17 protein-coding genes are annotated in these 17,480 nt (G+C 73.1%); 9 read left to right on the top strand and 8 right to left on the bottom strand.

Going from position 1 to position 17,480, the window contains the following annotated elements; genetic code table 11:
• Window positions 1-45 precede the first annotated feature (45 nt).
• A complete protein-coding gene (locus ACFV2S_RS16910) occupies window positions 46-258 on the bottom strand; it encodes an acyl-CoA carboxylase epsilon subunit (protein ID WP_190101587.1) in 213 nt (70 codons plus the stop codon).
• A gap of 25 nt (window positions 259-283) precedes the next feature.
• On the bottom strand, window positions 284-1,876 hold the full coding sequence (locus ACFV2S_RS16905) for an acyl-CoA carboxylase subunit beta (protein WP_385559072.1): 1,593 nt from the start codon (window positions 1,874-1,876) through the stop codon (window positions 284-286).
• 134 nt (window positions 1,877-2,010) lie between these two features.
• Here ACFV2S_RS16905 and ACFV2S_RS16900 point away from each other — a divergent pair, with 134 nt between their 5' ends.
• The 4 genes from ACFV2S_RS16900 to ACFV2S_RS16885 all read left to right on the top strand — a co-directional run bounded on the left by ACFV2S_RS16900 (window position 2,011) and on the right by ACFV2S_RS16885 (window position 6,313).
• The gene (locus ACFV2S_RS16900; RefSeq protein ID WP_385559069.1) at window positions 2,011-2,856 is read left to right on the top strand and encodes a biotin--[acetyl-CoA-carboxylase] ligase; all 846 of its coding nucleotides are present in this window, start codon (window positions 2,011-2,013) and stop codon (window positions 2,854-2,856) included.
• 172 nt (window positions 2,857-3,028) lie between these two features.
• Window positions 3,029-4,180: an adenylate/guanylate cyclase domain-containing protein gene (locus tag ACFV2S_RS16895; RefSeq protein WP_385559066.1), complete on the top strand. Its 1,152-nt coding sequence runs from the start codon at window positions 3,029-3,031 to the stop codon at window positions 4,178-4,180.
• An 85-nt stretch (window positions 4,181-4,265) separates the two neighbouring features.
• A complete protein-coding gene (locus ACFV2S_RS16890) occupies window positions 4,266-5,054 on the top strand; it encodes an enoyl-CoA hydratase/isomerase family protein (protein WP_383787250.1) in 789 nt (262 codons plus the stop codon).
• Window positions 5,055-5,134: 80 nt separating this feature from the next.
• Window positions 5,135-6,313: a diguanylate cyclase domain-containing protein gene (locus ACFV2S_RS16885; protein WP_385559062.1), complete on the top strand. Its 1,179-nt coding sequence runs from the start codon at window positions 5,135-5,137 to the stop codon at window positions 6,311-6,313.
• A gap of 3 nt (window positions 6,314-6,316) precedes the next feature.
• Here the strand turns inward: ACFV2S_RS16885 and ACFV2S_RS16880 are convergent, their stop codons facing one another.
• Window positions 6,317-6,853, bottom strand: a complete 537-nt coding sequence (locus ACFV2S_RS16880) for an RICIN domain-containing protein (RefSeq protein WP_385559059.1) — start codon at window positions 6,851-6,853, stop codon at window positions 6,317-6,319.
• Between the two features lie 375 nt (window positions 6,854-7,228).
• Between ACFV2S_RS16880 and hutH the strand changes: the two genes are divergently transcribed.
• On the top strand, window positions 7,229-8,770 hold the full coding sequence (gene hutH, locus ACFV2S_RS16875; RefSeq protein WP_383787272.1) for a histidine ammonia-lyase: 1,542 nt from the start codon (window positions 7,229-7,231) through the stop codon (window positions 8,768-8,770).
• A gap of 177 nt (window positions 8,771-8,947) precedes the next feature.
• Here the strand turns inward: hutH and ACFV2S_RS16870 are convergent, their stop codons facing one another.
• The gene (locus ACFV2S_RS16870; RefSeq protein ID WP_385559056.1) at window positions 8,948-9,217 is read right to left on the bottom strand and encodes a hypothetical protein; all 270 of its coding nucleotides are present in this window, start codon (window positions 9,215-9,217) and stop codon (window positions 8,948-8,950) included.
• A 111-nt stretch (window positions 9,218-9,328) separates the two neighbouring features.
• Between ACFV2S_RS16870 and ACFV2S_RS16865 the strand changes: the two genes are divergently transcribed.
• Both ACFV2S_RS16865 and ACFV2S_RS16860 read left to right on the top strand, forming a co-directional pair.
• The gene (locus ACFV2S_RS16865) at window positions 9,329-9,667 is read left to right on the top strand and encodes a hypothetical protein (protein ID WP_385559054.1); all 339 of its coding nucleotides are present in this window, start codon (window positions 9,329-9,331) and stop codon (window positions 9,665-9,667) included.
• A 195-nt stretch (window positions 9,668-9,862) separates the two neighbouring features.
• Complete coding sequence (locus tag ACFV2S_RS16860; RefSeq protein WP_385559050.1) at window positions 9,863-11,131, top strand: Ig-like domain-containing protein; 1,269 nt, start codon at window positions 9,863-9,865, stop codon at window positions 11,129-11,131.
• A 175-nt stretch (window positions 11,132-11,306) separates the two neighbouring features.
• Here ACFV2S_RS16860 and ACFV2S_RS16855 read toward each other — a convergent pair whose 3' ends face one another.
• The gene (locus tag ACFV2S_RS16855) at window positions 11,307-12,152 is read right to left on the bottom strand and encodes a helix-turn-helix domain-containing protein (RefSeq protein WP_385559047.1); all 846 of its coding nucleotides are present in this window, start codon (window positions 12,150-12,152) and stop codon (window positions 11,307-11,309) included.
• A 129-nt stretch (window positions 12,153-12,281) separates the two neighbouring features.
• Here ACFV2S_RS16855 and ACFV2S_RS16850 point away from each other — a divergent pair, with 129 nt between their 5' ends.
• A complete protein-coding gene (locus ACFV2S_RS16850; RefSeq protein WP_385559044.1) occupies window positions 12,282-13,334 on the top strand; it encodes an NAD(P)-dependent alcohol dehydrogenase in 1,053 nt (350 codons plus the stop codon).
• A 71-nt stretch (window positions 13,335-13,405) separates the two neighbouring features.
• Window positions 13,406-13,753, top strand: a complete 348-nt coding sequence (locus ACFV2S_RS16845; protein WP_385559041.1) for a DUF1330 domain-containing protein — start codon at window positions 13,406-13,408, stop codon at window positions 13,751-13,753.
• 3 nt (window positions 13,754-13,756) lie between these two features.
• Here ACFV2S_RS16845 and msrA read toward each other — a convergent pair whose 3' ends face one another.
• The 3 genes from msrA to ACFV2S_RS16830 all read right to left on the bottom strand — a co-directional run bounded on the left by msrA (window position 13,757) and on the right by ACFV2S_RS16830 (window position 17,276).
• Window positions 13,757-14,419, bottom strand: coding sequence for a peptide-methionine (S)-S-oxide reductase MsrA (msrA, locus tag ACFV2S_RS16840; RefSeq protein WP_385559038.1), 663 nt, complete (start codon window positions 14,417-14,419; stop codon window positions 13,757-13,759).
• Between the two features lie 32 nt (window positions 14,420-14,451).
• Window positions 14,452-15,567, bottom strand: a complete 1,116-nt coding sequence (locus tag ACFV2S_RS16835; protein ID WP_385559035.1) for a hypothetical protein — start codon at window positions 15,565-15,567, stop codon at window positions 14,452-14,454.
• An 89-nt stretch (window positions 15,568-15,656) separates the two neighbouring features.
• On the bottom strand, window positions 15,657-17,276 hold the full coding sequence (locus ACFV2S_RS16830; RefSeq protein WP_385559032.1) for a M48 family metallopeptidase: 1,620 nt from the start codon (window positions 17,274-17,276) through the stop codon (window positions 15,657-15,659).
• Between the last annotated feature and the right edge of the window lie 204 nt (window positions 17,277-17,480).

Here is a 17,480-nt window from a genome sequence, read left to right as displayed (position 1 = left end):
GGATCCCCCGCACACGGGATCCGGCCCTTCCTCGTGCCGTGACGACTACACCGGCCAGTACGACCGCGCCCAGGCCCGCGGGCCCGGCCGCTGCCGTACGGTGCGCGCGATCCGCGAGGGATCCGACCAGCCCTCCGGCACCGCCGGGCCGCCCGCCCCGGCGGACGCCGCCGCCGTCGCCGCGGCCCGGGCTTGGACCACCGCCAGTGCGGCGGCCAACTCCTCCGGAGTCGGGTTGCCTCGTACGACCTTGATCATGTCGGCTCCTTGAGGTCCGGAGGGTCTAGAGCGGGATGTTGCCGTGCTTCTTCGGAGGCAGGGATTCCCGCTTCGTCCGCAGCTGACGCAGACCCTTCACGATCTGCGGGCGGGTGTCCGAGGGCAGGACGACCCCGTCGATGTAGCCGCGCTCGGCCGCGATGTACGGGTTGAGCAGGGCGTCCTCGTACTCCTGCATGAGCCGCGCCCGCTCGGCGTCCTGGTCCTCCGCCTCGGCGATCGTCCGCCGGTGCAGGATGTTCACCGCGCCCTGCGCGCCCATGACCGCGATCTGCGCCGTCGGCCACGCCAGGTTCAGGTCCGCGCCCAGGTGCTTGGAGCCCATGACGTCGTACGCGCCGCCGAAGGCCTTGCGCGTGATGACCGTGATCAGCGGGACGGTCGCCTCCGCGTACGCGTAGATCAGCTTCGCGCCGCGCCGGATGATGCCGCCGTACTCCTGGTCGACGCCGGGCAGGAAGCCGGGCACGTCCACGAAGGTCAGCACCGGGATGTTGAAGGCGTCGCAGGTCCGGACGAACCGCGCGGCCTTCTCGCTCGCGTCGATGTCCAGGCAGCCCGCGAACTGCATCGGCTGGTTCGCGACCACACCCACCGGGAAGCCCTCGACGCGGCCGAAGCCGGTCAGGATGTTCGGCGCGAACAGCGACTGCGTCTCCAGGAACTCGCCGTCGTCGAGGACGTGCTCGATGACCTTGTGCATGTCGTACGGCTGGTTCGCCGAGTCCGGGATCAGCGTGTCGAGCTCGCGGTCCTCGTCCGTCACCTCGGTCTCCGCGACCTCCGGGAAGGCCGGCGGCTCCGACAGGTTGTTCGAAGGAAGGTACGAGAGGAGGGACTTGACGTACTCGATCGCGTCCTTCTCGTCCCCCGCCATGTGGTGCGCCACGCCCGAGGTCGCGTTGTGCGTCCGGGCGCCGCCCAGCTCCTCGAAGCCCACGTCCTCGCCGGTCACCGTCTTGATGACGTCCGGGCCGGTGATGAACATGTGCGAGGTCTGATCGACCATCACCGTGAAGTCGGTGATCGCGGGGGAGTACACCGCGCCGCCCGCGCACGGGCCGACGACCAGGGAGATCTGCGGGATGACCCCGGACGCGTGCGTGTTGCGGCGGAAGATCTCGCCGTACATGCCCAGCGCGCTCACACCCTCCTGGATGCGGGCGCCGCCGGAGTCGTTGATGCCGACGACGGGGCAGCCCGTCTTCAGCGCGAAGTCCATCACCTTGATGATCTTCTGGCCGTACGTCTCGCCCAGCGCGCCGCCGAAGACCGTGAAGTCCTGCGAGAACACGGCGACCGGACGGCCGTCCACCGTGCCGTAGCCGGTGACGACACCGTCGCCGTACGGCCGGTTCTTCTCCAGGCCGAAGTTGGTCGAGCGGTGGCGCGCCAGCTCGTCCAGCTCCACGAACGAACCCTCGTCCAGGAGAAGGGCGATCCGCTCGCGCGCCGTCAGCTTGCCCTTGGCGTGCTGCTTCTCCACCGCGCGCTCCGAGCCGGCGTGCGTGGCCTCGTCGATACGGCGCCTGAGGTCCGCGATCTTGCCCGCGGTCGTGTGAATGTCGATCTCGTACTGCTCTGCCGGCTCGGACATCGGGATGCGGCTCCCTGCCTGGTCACGGGGGGTTCGTTGACTACGAATGGGCTACTGCTGGCCTACTGACCCGTAGAGTATCGACGCCGATACGGTTCGGCACTGCGGTCTTTGCCACACCTAGTCTGGCTTGCATGACGTCCTCACAAGCCTCAGGCGGACCCTGGTCCGACCTCGACCGGCCCCCGCTGAACGCCACCGCGCTGCGCCGCGCGCTCGTTCTCCCCGACGGGCTGTGGACCTCGCTCGACGTGGTCACCACCACCGGCTCCACCAACAGCGACCTCGCCGCCCGGGCCGGTGAACTGCCCGAAGGCGCCGTCCTCGTCGCCGAGGAGCAGACCACGGGCCGCGGGCGGCTCGACCGCACCTGGACCGCGCCCGCCCGCTCCGGGCTCTTCCTCTCCGTCCTCCTCAAGCCGGACGTCCCCGTCCACCGCTGGGGCTGGCTCCCGCTGCTCACCGGGGTGGCCGCCGCCACCGGCCTCGCGAAGGCCGCCGGCGTCGACACCTCCCTCAAGTGGCCCAACGACGTCCTGGTTTCCGTCGCGGGCGAGGAGCGCAAGGCCGGCGGCATCCTCGCCGAGCGCGCCGGCGAGGACGCGATCGTCGTCGGCCTCGGCATCAACGTCACCCTCCGTGAGGACGAGCTGCCCGTCCCCGCCGCCGGCTCGCTCCTCCTGGCCGGCGCGGTCTCCACCGACCGCGACACCCTCCTGCGGGCCGTCCTGCGCTCCCTCGCCCAGTGGTACGGCGACTGGACCCGGGCCGACGGCGATCCGGCCGCCTCCGGCCTCCAGACGGCCTACGCGGCCGGCTGCGCCACCCTCGGCCGCCGCGTGCGCGCCGAGCTGCCCGGTGAGCGCATGCTGGAGGGAGAGGCCGTCGCCCTGGACGGGGACGGCCGTCTGGTCGTCGCCACGGAGGGCGGCGGCACGGAAGCGGTGGGAGCGGGCGACATCGTCCACCTGCGGACGTGACCCACGGGTGCGGCGCCCTCCCGTCGGTTCGCCCGGAGGGCCCGCGCGCGGTCGCCGGGCGGCCGCGATCGCGCGTGAGCCAGCACACACCTGCCGTATCGTGGAGCGCGATCCACGGCGACAGATCGGCAGGACAAGTGGGCAGCGGCAGGGAACGGGCAGGAGGCGGCCGGTGACCGTCGACGACGCGAACGCGGGCGACGGCGCCGAGCCGGCCGGACCGCCGACGTACCCCACCCCCCACCACGAGGTGGACCACACGGCCGAGCCGAGCCACGACCCCCTCGCCATCCGCCTCGAACAGCTCATCCTCGGGGCCGACCGCCGCTACACCCCGTTCCAGGCCGCCCGCACCGCGGGCGTCTCCATGGAGCTCGCCTCCCGCTTCTGGCGCGCCATGGGCTTCGCCGACATCGGCCAGGCCAAGGCCCTCACCGAGGCCGACGTCCTCGCCCTGCGGCGGCTCGCCGGCCTCGTCGAGGCCGGGCTGCTCAGCGAGCCCATGGCCGTGCAGGTCGCCCGGTCCACCGGACAGACCACCGCGCGCCTCGCCGAATGGCAGATCGACTCCTTCCTGGAGGGCCTCACCGAGCCGCCCGAGCCCGGCATGACCCGCACCGAGGTCACGTACCCGCTGGTCGAGCTGCTCCTGCCCGAGCTGGAGGAGTTCCTGATCTACGTGTGGCGCCGGCAGCTCGCCGCCGCGACCGGCCGGGTGCTCGTCCAGGCCGCCGACGACGAGGAGATGGTCGACCGCCGGCTCGCCGTCGGCTTCGCGGACCTCGTCGGCTTCACCCGGCTGACCCGCCGGCTGGAGGAGGAGGAACTCGGCGAGCTCGTCGAGGCCTTCGAGACCACCTGCGCCGACCTGGTCGCCGCGCACGGCGGACGGCTCATCAAGACCCTCGGCGACGAGGTGCTGTACTGCGCCGACGACGCGGGCACCGCCGCCGAGATCGCGCTCCGGCTCATCGAGACCCTGAGCCACGACGAGACGATGCCCGCGCTGCGCGTCGGCATCGCGTTCGGCACCGTGACGACCCGGATGGGCGATGTCTTCGGCACCACCGTGAACCTGGCCAGCCGCCTCACCTCGATAGCCCCCAAGGACGCCGTCCTCGTCGACGGGGCCCTCGCGGAGGAGCTGACGAGGACCCGGGAGGCACCCGCCTCGGAGGCGTCGGCCGCCGAGGAGGCGACCCGCGCCGAGAAGGAGGGCCGCCCGGCCGAGACGTACCGCTTCGCGCTCCAGCCCATGTGGCAGCGCCCGGTCCGGGGCCTCGGCGTCGTCGAACCCTGGCTCCTGAGCCGTCGGCCGACCTAGAGACCGCCGACCGGCAGGGCCTAGGATCTCCCGGTGAACGCCTGTTAACAGCTGTTGACGGGCCCGAGCCGGGAGGGTGTCGGTCATGTCCGAGCAGCGCTTTGGTGAGTTCGTGGTGGTCCGGAAGGACGGCCACGTCGCGGAGCTGGTCCTCGACCGGCCCAAGGCCATGAACGCCGTCTCCTCCGAGATGGCCCGCTCCCTCGGGGCCGCCTGCGACGCCCTCGCCGCCGACCCCGAGGTCCGCGTCACCGTCCTGACCTCCTCGAACGACCGCGCCTTCTGCGTCGGCGCCGACCTGAAGGAGCGCAACTCCTTCACCGACGCCGAGCTCGTCCGCCAGCGGCCGACCGCCCGCGCCGCCTACACCGGCGTCCTGGAGTTGCCGATGCCGACCGTCGCCGCCGTGCACGGCTTCGCCCTCGGCGGCGGCTTCGAGCTGGCGCTCGCCTGCGACGTCATCGTCGCCGACGCGACCGCCGTCGTCGGCCTCCCCGAGGTCTCCGTGGGCGTCATCCCGGGCGGCGGCGGTACGCAGCTGCTGCCGCGCCGGGTGGGCGCGGCGCGCGCCGCCGAGCTGGTCTTCACGGCCCGCCGGGTGGAGGCGGCCGAGGCTCGTGCGCTCGGCCTGGTCGACCTCCTGGAGGAGGACGCGCGGACGGGGGCCCTGGAGCTCGCCGGCCGGATCGCGGCGAACTCGCCGGTCGGCCTGCGCGCCGCGAAGAAGGCGATGCGGCTCGGCCAGGGCCTGGACCTGCGGGCCGGCCTGGAGGTCGAGGACGCGGCCTGGCGTTCGGTGGCCTTCTCGGGCGACCGCGCGGAGGGCGTGGCGGCCTTCAACGAGAAGCGGAAGCCGAACTGGCCGGGCGAGTAGATTTTACCGTTTCATGCCACTTGTGACTCTTGGTGACGTCTCGGTGAGGAAAACGGACCAAACCTCCCTAAGCTGGAGGAATGGGTGAGGATGTACGGCTGCGGGCCGTCGTGGCGCTGGCGCAGGGGATGGCGGCGGCGCACACTCCGCGTGAGTTCTGGCGGGCGGCGGCGCTCGGGGCCTGTGACGGGCTCGACGGGAGCTTCGCCGCCCTGTCCGTCTGGCAGCGGGACCTCGGCCGCCTGAAGGTCCTGGTGAACGCCGGGGACCGGGCCGCGGGCGAGGAGGAGTTCCCGGACTCGGAGACGTATCCGGTGCACCAGTTCCCCGAGATCACCGAGTTCCTGCACGAGCAGTGGGCCGGCGGCGGCGAGCCGGACGCCTGGGTGGAGACGGCCGCCGACTCCGTCGCGACCGGCCGGGTGGCCGGCCTGCGGCGACGGGGGCGCGGCTGCTGCGTGGTCGCCCCGATCGTGCTGCACGGGCGCGCGTGGGGCGAGCTGTACGTGGCCCGCCCTCCGGAGCAGAAACCTTTCACTCGGAGGGACGCGGATTTCGCGACGGTCCTGGCGGCGGTCGTCGCCGCCGGCGTCGCCCAGGCCGAGCGTCTGGAGGAGGTCCGCAAGCTGGCCTTCACCGACCCCCTGACCGGCCTGGCCAACCGCCGGGCCGTCGACACCCGCCTCGACGAGGCCATCGAGCGCTACCGGGCGGACGGCTCCGTGGTGAGCCTCGTGGTCTGCGACCTGAACGGCCTCAAGCGGGTCAACGACACCCACGGCCACGCCGTCGGCGACCGCCTCCTCGAACGCTTCGGCTCGGTCCTGTCCCGCTGCGGCGCGATGCTCCCCGGCGCCCTCGCGGCCCGGCTGGGCGGCGACGAGTTCTGCCTTCTCACCGTCGGCCCGACGGCGGACGAGGTCGTCGCGGTGGCGGAGGAGCTGTGCGTCCGGGCGGCGGAGCTGGAGCTCGGCGAGGGCGTGGCCTGCGGGGTCGCGTCCACCGGCGACCCCATCGGCCCGCTCAGGTCGGCCCGGCGCCTCTTCCGGCTCGCCGACGCCGCCCAGTACCAGGCGAAGGCCGAGCGCTCGTCGAAGCCCGTCGTCGCGGGCCGCGACGGCACGGTCATCCGGCTCGCCGACGCCCCTCCGGGGGCCCGGGACCGCCGCCGCTTCCGTGACGCGCCGCCGACCGGCCCGCTCCCGGCGGGTCCGGGTGCCCCGGGGGGCCCGGGGGCGCCCGGCGATCCGGGTCCCTGAGGGTCAGTTCTCCGAGTGGACGATCGACCAGAGGTCGAAGTACGAGCCGTAGCTGCGGTTGTCGCAGGTGTCGAGCTTCATCTTGGCGCCCTGGGCGGTGCCGCCCCAGGCCGTGACACAGGTGGAGGAGGCGTTCTTGGGCTGGAACTGGAAGTAGTCGTTCCAGCCCGAACCGACCTGGTTGAACCAGGAGTCGGTGCTGCTGTTGCAGGCGTGGAGCTTGATGGGGTCGCCCTTGGCGCCGCGGCTGTTCCAGTTGTTCAGGCACAGGCTCGGGTTGGCGTGCACCCGCACCTGGAAGTACTGGCTGCTCACGTAGACGACGTCCCAGCGCTGGGCGTTGGTGCTGTTGCAGCTCCACTCCTGGACGTCCACGCCGTTGCTGAAGTTGGCGTTGGGCACGTCGAGGCACTTGCCGTCGGCGAGGTCGATCTCGATGTTGTAGAAGTCGGCGGCCTGGGCCGGGCCGGCGGTCGCGAAGGTGCCGAGGGCGGCCGCGGCGACCGTGGTCATCGCGAGGGCGGTGGTGCGCAGGCGCATGGGGTCTCCCAGGAGGTGCCGAAGGCGTCGGAGGTGATCGGTGCAGGTCAGGGGGAACCTAGCGAGGCCGGGCCGCCCGTGCCGGTCCCACGGGCCGCCGGGACGTCCCGAGACGGGAGTGGGGCCGTCCCGGCGGCCCCCGGCGGTTCGGGCGCCGCCCCGACGGGGGTCCCGGTCCTCGCCCGACGGCGGTTCGGGCGCCGCCCCGGCGGCCGCCCCGACGGCCGTTCCGGCGGAGCCCCGGGGGCCGTCGGGGCGCAGACTGGGAGTCCGTCGGCGGGGATCGGCCCCGTAAGGGTCCGTCCCCTGGAGGGACGGTGACGAAGTCGACTAGTGACATGTCGGTCTTCAATCCGTAGGGTGCTGAATATGGATATGCAGACAGTCGTCCTCGGCACGTCCGGCACGACCCCGCAGGACGTCATCGACGTCGCCCGCCACGGCGCCCGCGTCGAGCTGTCGAACGAGGCCGTGCGCGCCCTGGCCGCCGCCCGGGACATCGTCGACGCGCTCGCCGCCAAGCCCGAGCCCGTCTACGGGGTCTCCACCGGCTTCGGCGCGCTCGCCACCCGGCACATCAGCCACGAGCTCCGCGCCCAGCTCCAGCGCAACATCGTCCGCTCGCACGCCGCCGGCATGGGCCCGCGCGTCGAGCGCGAGGTCGTGCGCGCCCTGATGTTCCTCCGGCTGAAGACCGTCGCCTCCGGCCACACCGGCGTCCGCCCCGAGGTCGCCCAGACCATGGCCGACGTCCTCAACGCCGGCATCACCCCGGTCGTCCACGAGTACGGCTCCCTCGGCTGCTCCGGCGACCTCGCCCCGCTCTCCCACTGCGCCCTCGCGCTCATGGGCGAGGGCGACGCCGAAGGCCCCGACGGCGAGCTGAGGCCCGCGGGCGAACTCCTCGCCGCCGCCGGCATCGCGCCCGTCGAGCTCAAGGAGAAGGAGGGCCTCGCCCTCCTCAACGGCACCGACGGCATGCTCGGCATGCTGGTCATGGCCCTCGCCGACCTCGACACCCTCTACAAGTCGGCCGACATCACCGCCGCGCTCTCCCTCGAAGCCCTCCTCGGCACCGAGAAGGTCCTCGAACCCGAGCTGCACGCCATCCGCCCGCACCCCGGCCAGGCCGCCTCCGCCGCCAACATGCTGGCCGTGCTCAAGGGGTCCGGCCTCACCGGCCACGCCCAGGCCGGCGAGGCCCCCCGCGTCCAGGACGCCTACTCGGTGCGCTGCGCCCCGCAGGTCGCCGGCGCGGGCCGCGACACCATGGCCCACGCCCGGCTCGTCGCCGAGCGCGAACTGGCCGCCGCCGTCGACAACCCCGTCGTCCTGCCCGACGGCCGCGTCGCCTCCAACGGCAACTTCCACGGCGCCCCCGTCGCGTACGTCCTCGACTTCCTCGCGATCGCCGCCGCCGACCTCGGCTCCATCGCCGAGCGCCGCACCGACCGGCTCCTCGACAAGAACCGCTCGCACGGCCTCCCGCCGTTCCTCGCGGACGACGCCGGCGTCGACTCGGGCCTGATGATCGCCCAGTACACGCAGGCCGCCCTGGTCAGCGAGATGAAGCGGCTCGCCGTCCCGGCCTCCGCCGACTCCATCCCGTCCTCGGCCATGCAGGAGGACCACGTCTCCATGGGCTGGTCCGCCGCCCGCAAGCTGCGCACGGCGATCGGCAACCTCAACCGGATCATCGCGGTCGAGCTGTACGCCGCCACCCGCGGCGTCGAGCTCCGCGCGGGCCTGACCCCGGCGCCCGCCTCGCAGGCCGCCATCGACGCCCTGCGCGCGGCCGGAGTGGAGGGCCCGGGCCCGGACCGGTTCCTCGCCCCCGACCTGGCGGCCGCCGACGCCTTCGTACGCGAAGGGAAGCTGGTCGCCGCGGTCGAGCCGGTCACCGGACCGCTGGCGTAACGACGCCACCGTGCGTGCAAGGGCCGCCCCCGGCACCCGGGGGGCGGCCCTTCGCGCGTCCGTGCGGAGCCGCAGACCCGCGGAGCCGCAGACCCGCAGACCCGCAGAGCCGCAGGAGGCACGGAGCCGCAGGGGAACGCGGGGCCCAGGACGCGCAACGCTCAGAAGGCGCAACGCTCAGAAGGCGCGGCCCCGGCGGCGCATCGCCAGTGCCACGAACCCCGCCCCGACCCCGAGGAAACCCGTCCCGCCGAGCAGGTACGGCGTGGTGTCCCGGTTCCCGGTCTCGGCCAGGCGCCCGTCGTCCGTCAGGGGCCCGTCCTGGGTCACCCCGATCCTCACCCCGCCCTGTTGGTCGGTGGCGTTCGCCGACGGCACGAACCACAGGGCGCACAGGAGCGTCCCCGCGGCGACGGCGGTCAGCAGTGGGCGTCGGGCCACGGACACGGAAATTTCGATCCCCCTTGCGGAAACCGCGAATTGGTCGCTGCGCCGATGCTACGGAACACAGCGGGTCGCGGGAAACCCGAGAGCCCGCGGCCCCCTACGCTCCGACCCATGAGCACTTCTGAGACCGCCCGCTATATCCGCCTTCGCGTCGATGTCGTCCTGGAGATCGACGGATCCGCCGAACTGACCGAGGCCGCCGTGGCCCGGATCGACGGCGACGAGTTCATGCCCGAGGAGGAGCGCGTGCAGGCGCGTGCCGCCGCCCGCGAGGACAGCGCCGAGGCGCTCGCCCACCTCGTCGAGCCCTTCGACCTGATCCGGGACGTCCCCGGCATCGAGATGGTCCAGGCCTCCTGGAGCAGCGAGGAGGTCGAGTACGACCCCGACGCACTGGAGTGGGACCTCGACGGGGAAGATGGTGCCGAGGAAGACGACGACCAGCCGTAGGGCCGGGTATCCGCCCTGTTCGCGGGCCCCGGGACGCCGTCCCGGGGCCTTTCCGGTTTTGCCGGGGTGATCCCGGGAACCGGAAGTCCGGTGGACGCGTGTGGATCAGTGGTGTTCCCCACAAACCGTCCGGTCACGGAACCGGACGGGGTGTCATGGGCGTTCATAGAAGATGTTGGCAGGGAACCGGCGACGATGGAGAAGCGTGTGATGACGGTCGGCAAGCGCCGCAGGAGCCTGGCGGCCGCCGCCGCGGTGCTCAGCGGCGTACTCGTGCTCTCGGCGTGCAACGACGGGGACAAGGGCGGCAGCGCCTCCGGTTCCGCGACGCCGCAGTCACAGGCCCAGGTCGACGAGGCGGCCGCGCAGAAGACCTCCAAGGCGCAGATCACCATCTCGCCGAAGAACGGCGCGCAGAACGCCTCCATCAACAACGACGCCAAGGTCACCGTGACCGAGGGCAAGCTCACCGAGGTCACCATGACCTCGGCCGAGGGCGCCGAGGTCAAGGGTGAGATAGCGGCCGACGGGCTCACCTGGAAGCCCAGCGGGCCGCTCAAGCGCTCCACGGTCTACAAGATCGCCGCCACCGCCACCGACGCGGAGGGCCTGGAGGCCCACGAGAACTCCTCGTTCACCACCGTCTCGCAGGCCAACAGCTTCATCGGCAACTTCACGCCCGAGGACGGCTCGACCGTCGGCGTCGGCATGCCGGTCTCGATCAACTTCAACAAGGCGATCACCGACCAGAAGGCCGTCCAGGGCGGCATCACGGTCACCTCCAGCTCCGGCCAGGAGGTCGTGGGCCACTGGTTCAGCCCGACGCGCCTGGACTTCCGCCCCGACGCGTACTGGACCGAGGGCTCGACCGTCACGCTGAAGCTGGACCTCGACGGCGTCGAGGGCGCCGACGGCGTCTTCGGCGTCCAGCAGAAGACCGTCACCTTCAAGATCGGCCGCAACCAGGTCTCGACCGTCGACGTCGCCACCAAGACCATGACGGTCAAGCAGGACGGCAAGACGATCAAGACCATCCCGATTTCCGCCGGCTCCCCGGAGAACACCACCTACAACGGTCAGATGGTGATCTCCGAGAAGTTCAAGGAGACCCGGATGAACGGCGCCACCGTCGGCTTCACCGACGACGACGGCAAGGGCGAGTACGACATCAAGGACGTGCCGCACGCCATGCGCCTGTCCACCTCCGGCACCTTCATCCACGGCAACTACTGGGGCGCGCGGTCGATCTTCGGCAGCGTGAACACCAGCCACGGCTGCGTCGGCCTCGCCGACGTCAAGGGCGCCGGCGACCCGAACCAGACGGCCGCCTGGCTCTTCGACCACTCGCTCGTCGGTGACGTCGTGATCGTCAAGAACTCCAACGACAAGACGATCAAGCCGGACAACGGCCTCAACGGCTGGAACATGAGCTGGTCCGAGTGGAAGGCCGGCTCGGCGGCCTGATCCACGGATCCGCGCGTACGCGGGGGGGGGGGCCCCCCCCCCCCGGGGGGCGCGCGGCCCGGGCGCGGGCGGGGTGGGGGGGGGGGCGCGCCCCCCCGCGGGGGGGCCGCGCGCCCCCCCCCCCCCCCCCCCCCCCCCCCCCCCCCCCCCACGTCCGGGTGAGCGTGCGTCCGCGTCACCGCAGGGCGTGATCCGCGCCCCAGCTGGCCAGCAGCCCCAGCGCCTCCTCCGAGGGCGACCCCGGCTCCGCGTGGAAGGTCACGAGGCACTGCTCGGAGTCCCCGGCCAGCACCAGCGTCTCGCACCACAGCGTCAGCTCACCCACCAGCGGGTGGTGCAGCCGCTTGCTGCCGTGCCCCTTGTCCTTCACGTGGTGGGCCGCCCACAGGCTCCTGAAGGGCTCGCTCTTCACCGACAGCTCACCGACCAGCGCCGACAGCAGCGGGTCGTCCGGATGACGGCCCGCGTCCACCCGCAGGAAGCTCACGACCTCGCACGCCTTCTGCTCCCAGTCGACGAACAGGTCCCGGCAGTTGTCGCCCAGGAAGAGCAGGCGCGCGATGTTCCGCTGCTCCGGCGGCAGCGCCGTGACGTCGCCGAACAGCGCGGTCGCCATGCGGTTGGACCCGAGGACGTCCGTGCGGCGCCCCACGACGTACGCGGGGATCCCCGTCATCGCGTCCATCAGCTGCTGGACGCCCGGCCGCAGCCGCTGCGGCCGCGCGGGCCGCTTCCGGGCGGGCGCGGGCTTCGCCAGCCGGGTGAGATGGTCCCGCTCGGCCTCGCTCAGGCGCAGGGCCCGCGCGATCGAGTCGAGGACCTCCAGGGACACGTTGCGCCCGTTGCCCTGTTCGAGCCGGGTGTAGTACGCCACGGACACCCCGGCCAGCTGCGCCAGCTCCTCGCGGCGCAGGCCCGGCACCCGCCGGTGCCGCCCGAACTCCGGCAGACCCACGTCCTGGGGCTTCAGCCGGGCCCTCCGGGAGCGCAGGAATTCGCTGAGTTCGGCACTGAGGTCCATACCGCCCCATTATCGCCGCAGGTCGTCGCTGACGGACGGACGTTCCTGACCCTGCCGGTGGTAGGCACGCCGGTCGTAGGCAGAACAGGTGACTGGGTACGGTCCGCGCGCTCCGGCATGCTGGAGCGCATGACCACGAACGTGACCACCGTCCCCGCCTACGCCGCACCCGCCCCCGACGCGCCGCTGGAGCGCACCACCGTGCCGCGCAGGGCCGTCGGCGAGCACGACGTCCTCATCGAGATCAAGTACGCCGGAATCTGCCACTCCGACATCCACCAGGCCACGAACGGCTGGGGCGAGGGCATCTTCCCGATGGTCCCCGGCCACGAGATAGCCGGGATCGTCGCCGAGGTCGGCCCCGGGGTCACGAGGTTCCGGGCCGGCGACCGGGTCGGCGTCGGCTGCTTCGTCGACTCCTGCCGGGAGTGCGCGTACTGCCTGCGCGGCCTGGAGCAGTACTGCGCGAACGGCATGACCGGCACGTACAACGCGCTCGACGGGAACGGCGAGCCGACCTACGGCGGCTACTCCACCCACATCGTCGTCGACGAGAACTACACCCTGCGCATCCCCGAGGGCATCGGCCTCGACGAGGCGGCCCCGCTGCTCTGCGCCGGCATCACCCTCTACTCGCCGCTCGCCCACTGGGGCGCCGGGCCCGGCAAGAAGGTCGCGATCGTCGGCCTCGGCGGCCTCGGCCACATGGGCGTCAAGATCGCCCACGCGCTCGGCGCCGAGGTGACCGTCCTCAGCCAGTCGCTGCGCAAGCGGGAGGACGGCCTGAAGCTGGGCGCCGACCACTTCCACGCCACCAGCGACCCGAAGACCTTCACCGAGCTCGCCGGGACGTTCGACCTGGTGATCTCCACGGTCTCGGCGCCGCTCGACTTCGACGCCTACCTGAGCCTCGTGAGGACGGACGGGGCGCTGGTGAACGTCGGCGCGCCCGAGGAGCCGGTCAAGGTCGGCCTCTTCTCCCTCATCGGCGGCCGCAAGACCCTCGCGGGCTCGATGATCGGCGGCATCGCCGAGACCCAGGAGATGCTCGACTTCTGCGCCGAGCACGGCCTGGGCGCCGAGATCGAACTGATCCGCGCGGACCAGATCAACGAGGCGTACGAGCGGGTCGTGAAGAGCGACGTCCGCTACCGCTTCGTGATCGACACGTCGACGATCTGACCCGTCACCGCGGCCGGGGCATGACCTCCGGGGTAATCGACCCGGACGCCGTGCCCCGGCACGCTGGTCCCATGACCGCATACGCCATCGGAAACCTGCACCCGAAGCCCGTCCTCGACGAGGAGGTCTTCGACTACATGGAGCGCATCCAGGACACCCTGGACCCCTTCGGAGGCCGCTTCCTCGTCCACGGCGCCCCCGCCCGCGAGGTCCGCGAGGGCAGCTGGCCCGGCGCCGTGGTGATCATCGGCTTCCCGACGTACGAGGACGCCAGGTCCTGGTACGACTCCGAGGCCTACCAGGCCCTGATCCCCCTCCGCACCCGCCACATGCCCGGCGACATCCTCCTCGTCGAGGGCGTCCCGGCCGACTACGAGGCCGCCGCGACGGCGGCCTCGCTGCGGGCGGCGGGCGGCTGAGCGCTACTCGGCCTTCGCGACGCCGATCGGGCAGGACAGGCCCGTGCCGCCGATGCCGCAGTAGCCGGCCGGGTTCTTGTCCAGGTACTGCTGGTGGTAGGGCTCCGCCGGGTAGAACGGGCGGGTCTCGTCGGCCGGGAGGACGTGGGTGGTGATCTCGCCGTAGCCCGAGCCCGTCAGGACCTTCTGGTAGGCCTCGCGGGACGCCTCGGCCGCCGTGGCCTGGGCGGGGGAGTGGGTGTAGACCGCCGAGCGGTACTGGGTGCCCACGTCGTTGCCCTGGCGGAAGCCCTGGGTGGGGTCGTGGGACTCCCAGAACAGCTTCAGGAGCGACGCGTACGAGACCTTAGACGGGTCGAAGACGACGCGGACGACCTCGGTGTGCCCGGTCAGGCCCGAGCAGACCTCCTCGTACGCCGGGTTCGGCGTGTGGCCGCCCTGGTAGCCGACGAGCGTCGTCCAGACGCCCTCGGTCTGCCAGAACTTGCGCTCGGCCCCCCAGAAACAGCCCAGCGCGAAGTCGGCGACCTCCAGGCCCTCCGGGTAGGGGCCCAGAAGCGGATGGCCGAGGACGGTGTGGCGCTCGGGCACGGAGAACTCCGGCTCGGGCCGGCCGCGCAGGGCCTGGTCGGGAGTGGGGAGTACGGGGGTGCGGGACAGGAACATGCTGCATCTCTCCTCGACGGTCGGCAGCTCTGTCAACGTCCGAGGGGCGGGCGGGATTCCCCGTCCGGCGCGTGCCCCGCGCAGTCGTCGCGGGCCCGGCAGAACTCCTGCGCCGGGTCCGCCTTGTACCGCCAGGGAAGCGCCCCGACGTAGCCGTCCACCCGGCGGAACTGCTCCATCGCCTCCGCGTACCGGTCCTGGAGCCAGAGGTAGTACGCCAGCAGGTGCCGGGCCTCCGGGAGGCGCGGGTGGGCCGGGTCGGCGGCGGTCACGTCCGCGAGGAGCGCGTCCACGGCCGCGTACATCTCCGGGGTCCGGTCGGCGTCCGTCGTCTCCGAGGCGTCGTGCTCGAAGTGGGCGACCAACGGCAGCGCCGTCAGCAGGCTGCCGGGCGGCGCGCCCGCCGCCGCCCGGACCGCGAAGGCGTGCGCGAGCTCCGCCGAGCCGCACCACTTGGCGCACCAGTACTGCAGCGCCGCGAAGTGCGCCTCGTAGTGGTGCGGGGCCCGGTCGGCGACCTCGCGCCACAGCCGCCGCAGCTCCTCGTGCGGCAGGCCGAGGCCCATGGCCGTCCAGATCTCGCCCACGTACGGCGACGGGTCCCCGGCCGGCGCCAGGGCCACCGCGCGCGCGTGCTCCGCCCGGGAGCCGGTCAGGATCCGGCGGAACCCCTCGCTCTGCTCCGGCGTGGTGTCCTCGTCCCGCCGCCCACCCCGTACGTTCCACGCCAGGAGGACCGTCCCGCGCGCCCTCACCAACGCCGCCCCCGGATCGGCCGGTCGCGCCTCCTCCCAGTCCCGCAGCCACCCGTCCTCCTCGGCCGCGAGGTCCGCGAGCCGCTCGCAGAGCGCCGAGCGGCCCTCCCAGTCGCGGTTCGCGGCCGTCGCGTCGAGCAGCGCGGCGGCCGGTGCCCAGTCGCCGCCGCGGGCGGAGGCCAGGGCCACCGTGAGGTCCGGCGGCCTCGGGGCGGCCAGCTCCGTGTGCTGCCGCTCGGCGGGCAGCAGCCCGAGCGAGGCGGCGCGGGACGCGTCCGCGCCGGCGCTCACGTCCCCGGCGAGGCCGCGCACGACCGCCACGAGGAAGACGAGGGCGACGGCGGCCACGCAGAGGGCGAGCGGGGTCAGGACGATCCAGAGCAGTACGGTCACGACGCTCCCGGCCGGTCGGGCACGATCACGGTCAGGGGGATGAGAGGGGGCATGCGGTGCGTGGCTCCGTCGGTAGGGGGTACGGGTGGTCAGCCGGCGGCCAGCAGCTTGCGGAGCCGCTCGGTGTCCGGGCGGTCCTCGACGGCCGCGTCCAGGGCCGCCGGGAGTTCCCCGGCGTACCCGTCGGGCAGCAGCAGGGACGCGGGGGCCGACCAGGAGAGCTGCCAGCGGGCGCGGCCTTCCGAGGCGAGCGCGGCCGTCAGAAGGCGGGCGAGCTCGCGCCGCAGCGAGGAGCGGGCGAACTCCCGGCGGGCCCGGCCGGTCGCCGCGGCCGCCTCCTCGGACAGGGGCAGCCGTTCGAGGAGGTCCCAGACCGCGCCCGTGGCGACGGCGTCGAGGCAGGCCTCGACCTCCCGCCGGAGCCGGTCGGCGCCGACGGTCCCGTCCGGCCCCGTCGGCGTCGCGAGAGCCGCCCGCAGCTGCTCCGTGTCGCGGACGTACTTCGCCGTCATCGCCTCGTGCACCAGGTCCGGCCAGTCGAGCCGGCGCATCCGGAGCGCCTCCGGGGTCAGGGTCGCGTCCTCGACGGCGCGCAGGGCCTCCTCGGGCGAGGCGAACAGGTCGAAGGCAGGGCGCTCCTCCTCCGCGGCGCGGCCGTCGTCGGGAAGGGCCTCGATGGCGGCGACGCGCTCGGCGGTCGGCGGGTGCGAGTCGTAGGGCGTGGCGGGTCCGCCGGGCAGGGTGGCGCGCATCCTCGCCAGTTCCTCCGCGCGGGCGCCGAGCAGGTGACGCACCCCGCCGAAGACCTCGCCGTGCGGCGGCAGCATCCCGAACTCGACGCCGAGGGTGGCGTACGAGTCCAGGTAGAACTCGTACGCGGTGTCGAGCACCGGAAGCGCGCGCAGCGCCGACGCGGTGGCGTCGCGGCCCGCGATGCGGGCGGCGGCCAGGTCGGCTGCGACCTCCTGGCGGCGGGAGCCGCTCTGGGTGGCACGCATGGAGAAGCGGCCGTACGCCGTGTAGATCCGTGCCATCGCGCGGTACGAGATGCCGACTCCGGTGGTGCTCACCTCCTTGGCCGGTCTGCCCTTGGCGACGCGCCGGGCGGATCGCCGTTCCTGCCGGGCGCGTTCCTTCGCGACCTTGAGGTCGGACCTCTCCTCGAACCGGCCGACGGTACGCGCGACGTGGAGGCGGCTGCGCTCGGTGATGCCGGAGAGCCTGGTGTCGGAGTGGGCGTAGTGGCCGAGCTCGTGGGCGAGGACGGCGCGCAGCCGGGCCTCGGAGAGGCCGGCCACCAGGGGGAGCCCGAGGTAGAGGCGGCGGGTGCCGCCGCGCAGGCCGAGGAGGCGGGCGTCCTCGGTGACGGCGGCGTTCATGTCGGCGGTGAGCCGGATCTCGTCGGGCGCCCGGGTCCCGACCAGGCCGGCGAGGTCGCGGACGGCCGCCCAGAGCCGGGGCTCCTCGGCGTCGGTGACGGGGACGCCGACGACGCCCTCGTCCCGCGGGGTGCGGAGCATGAGCATGCCGCGGACGACGGGGACGGCGAGGACGACGCTGAGGACGTACGTCTTCAGGGCCCACCCGGCCGGGGCCCACCGCCAGGCCACCCAGTCCAGGGCGCCGAGCAGGACGAGCAGCAGGAGGCCGAGCAGATGGAAGCCGGCGAGCAGGACGAGGGCGCGCAGCGCGCGCAGAGTGGCGCCCATCGGGCAGATTCCCCCCACGGGAAAGGCGTGACGATCAGCGGACGAGCGGGTGGGGGGAGTGTCGATCATGGCCCACGGAGGCGGATGCCGTCCACCGGGAATCCGTGGGTTCGCGCAGGTCGCGGCCGGTCGGCGGGCGGGTCGCCCGGCCGGTCGGCGCGGCTGGGCGGCCGGGCCGGCCGGCGCGGGGGCCCCCCCCCCCCG

Source organism: Streptomyces sp. NPDC059695 (genome assembly GCF_042733785.1).
Lineage (GTDB): Bacteria > Actinomycetota > Actinomycetes > Streptomycetales > Streptomycetaceae > Streptomyces.
Note: the sequence above shows the minus strand (reverse complement) of the source record. Positions and strands in the feature narration are given on the sequence as shown.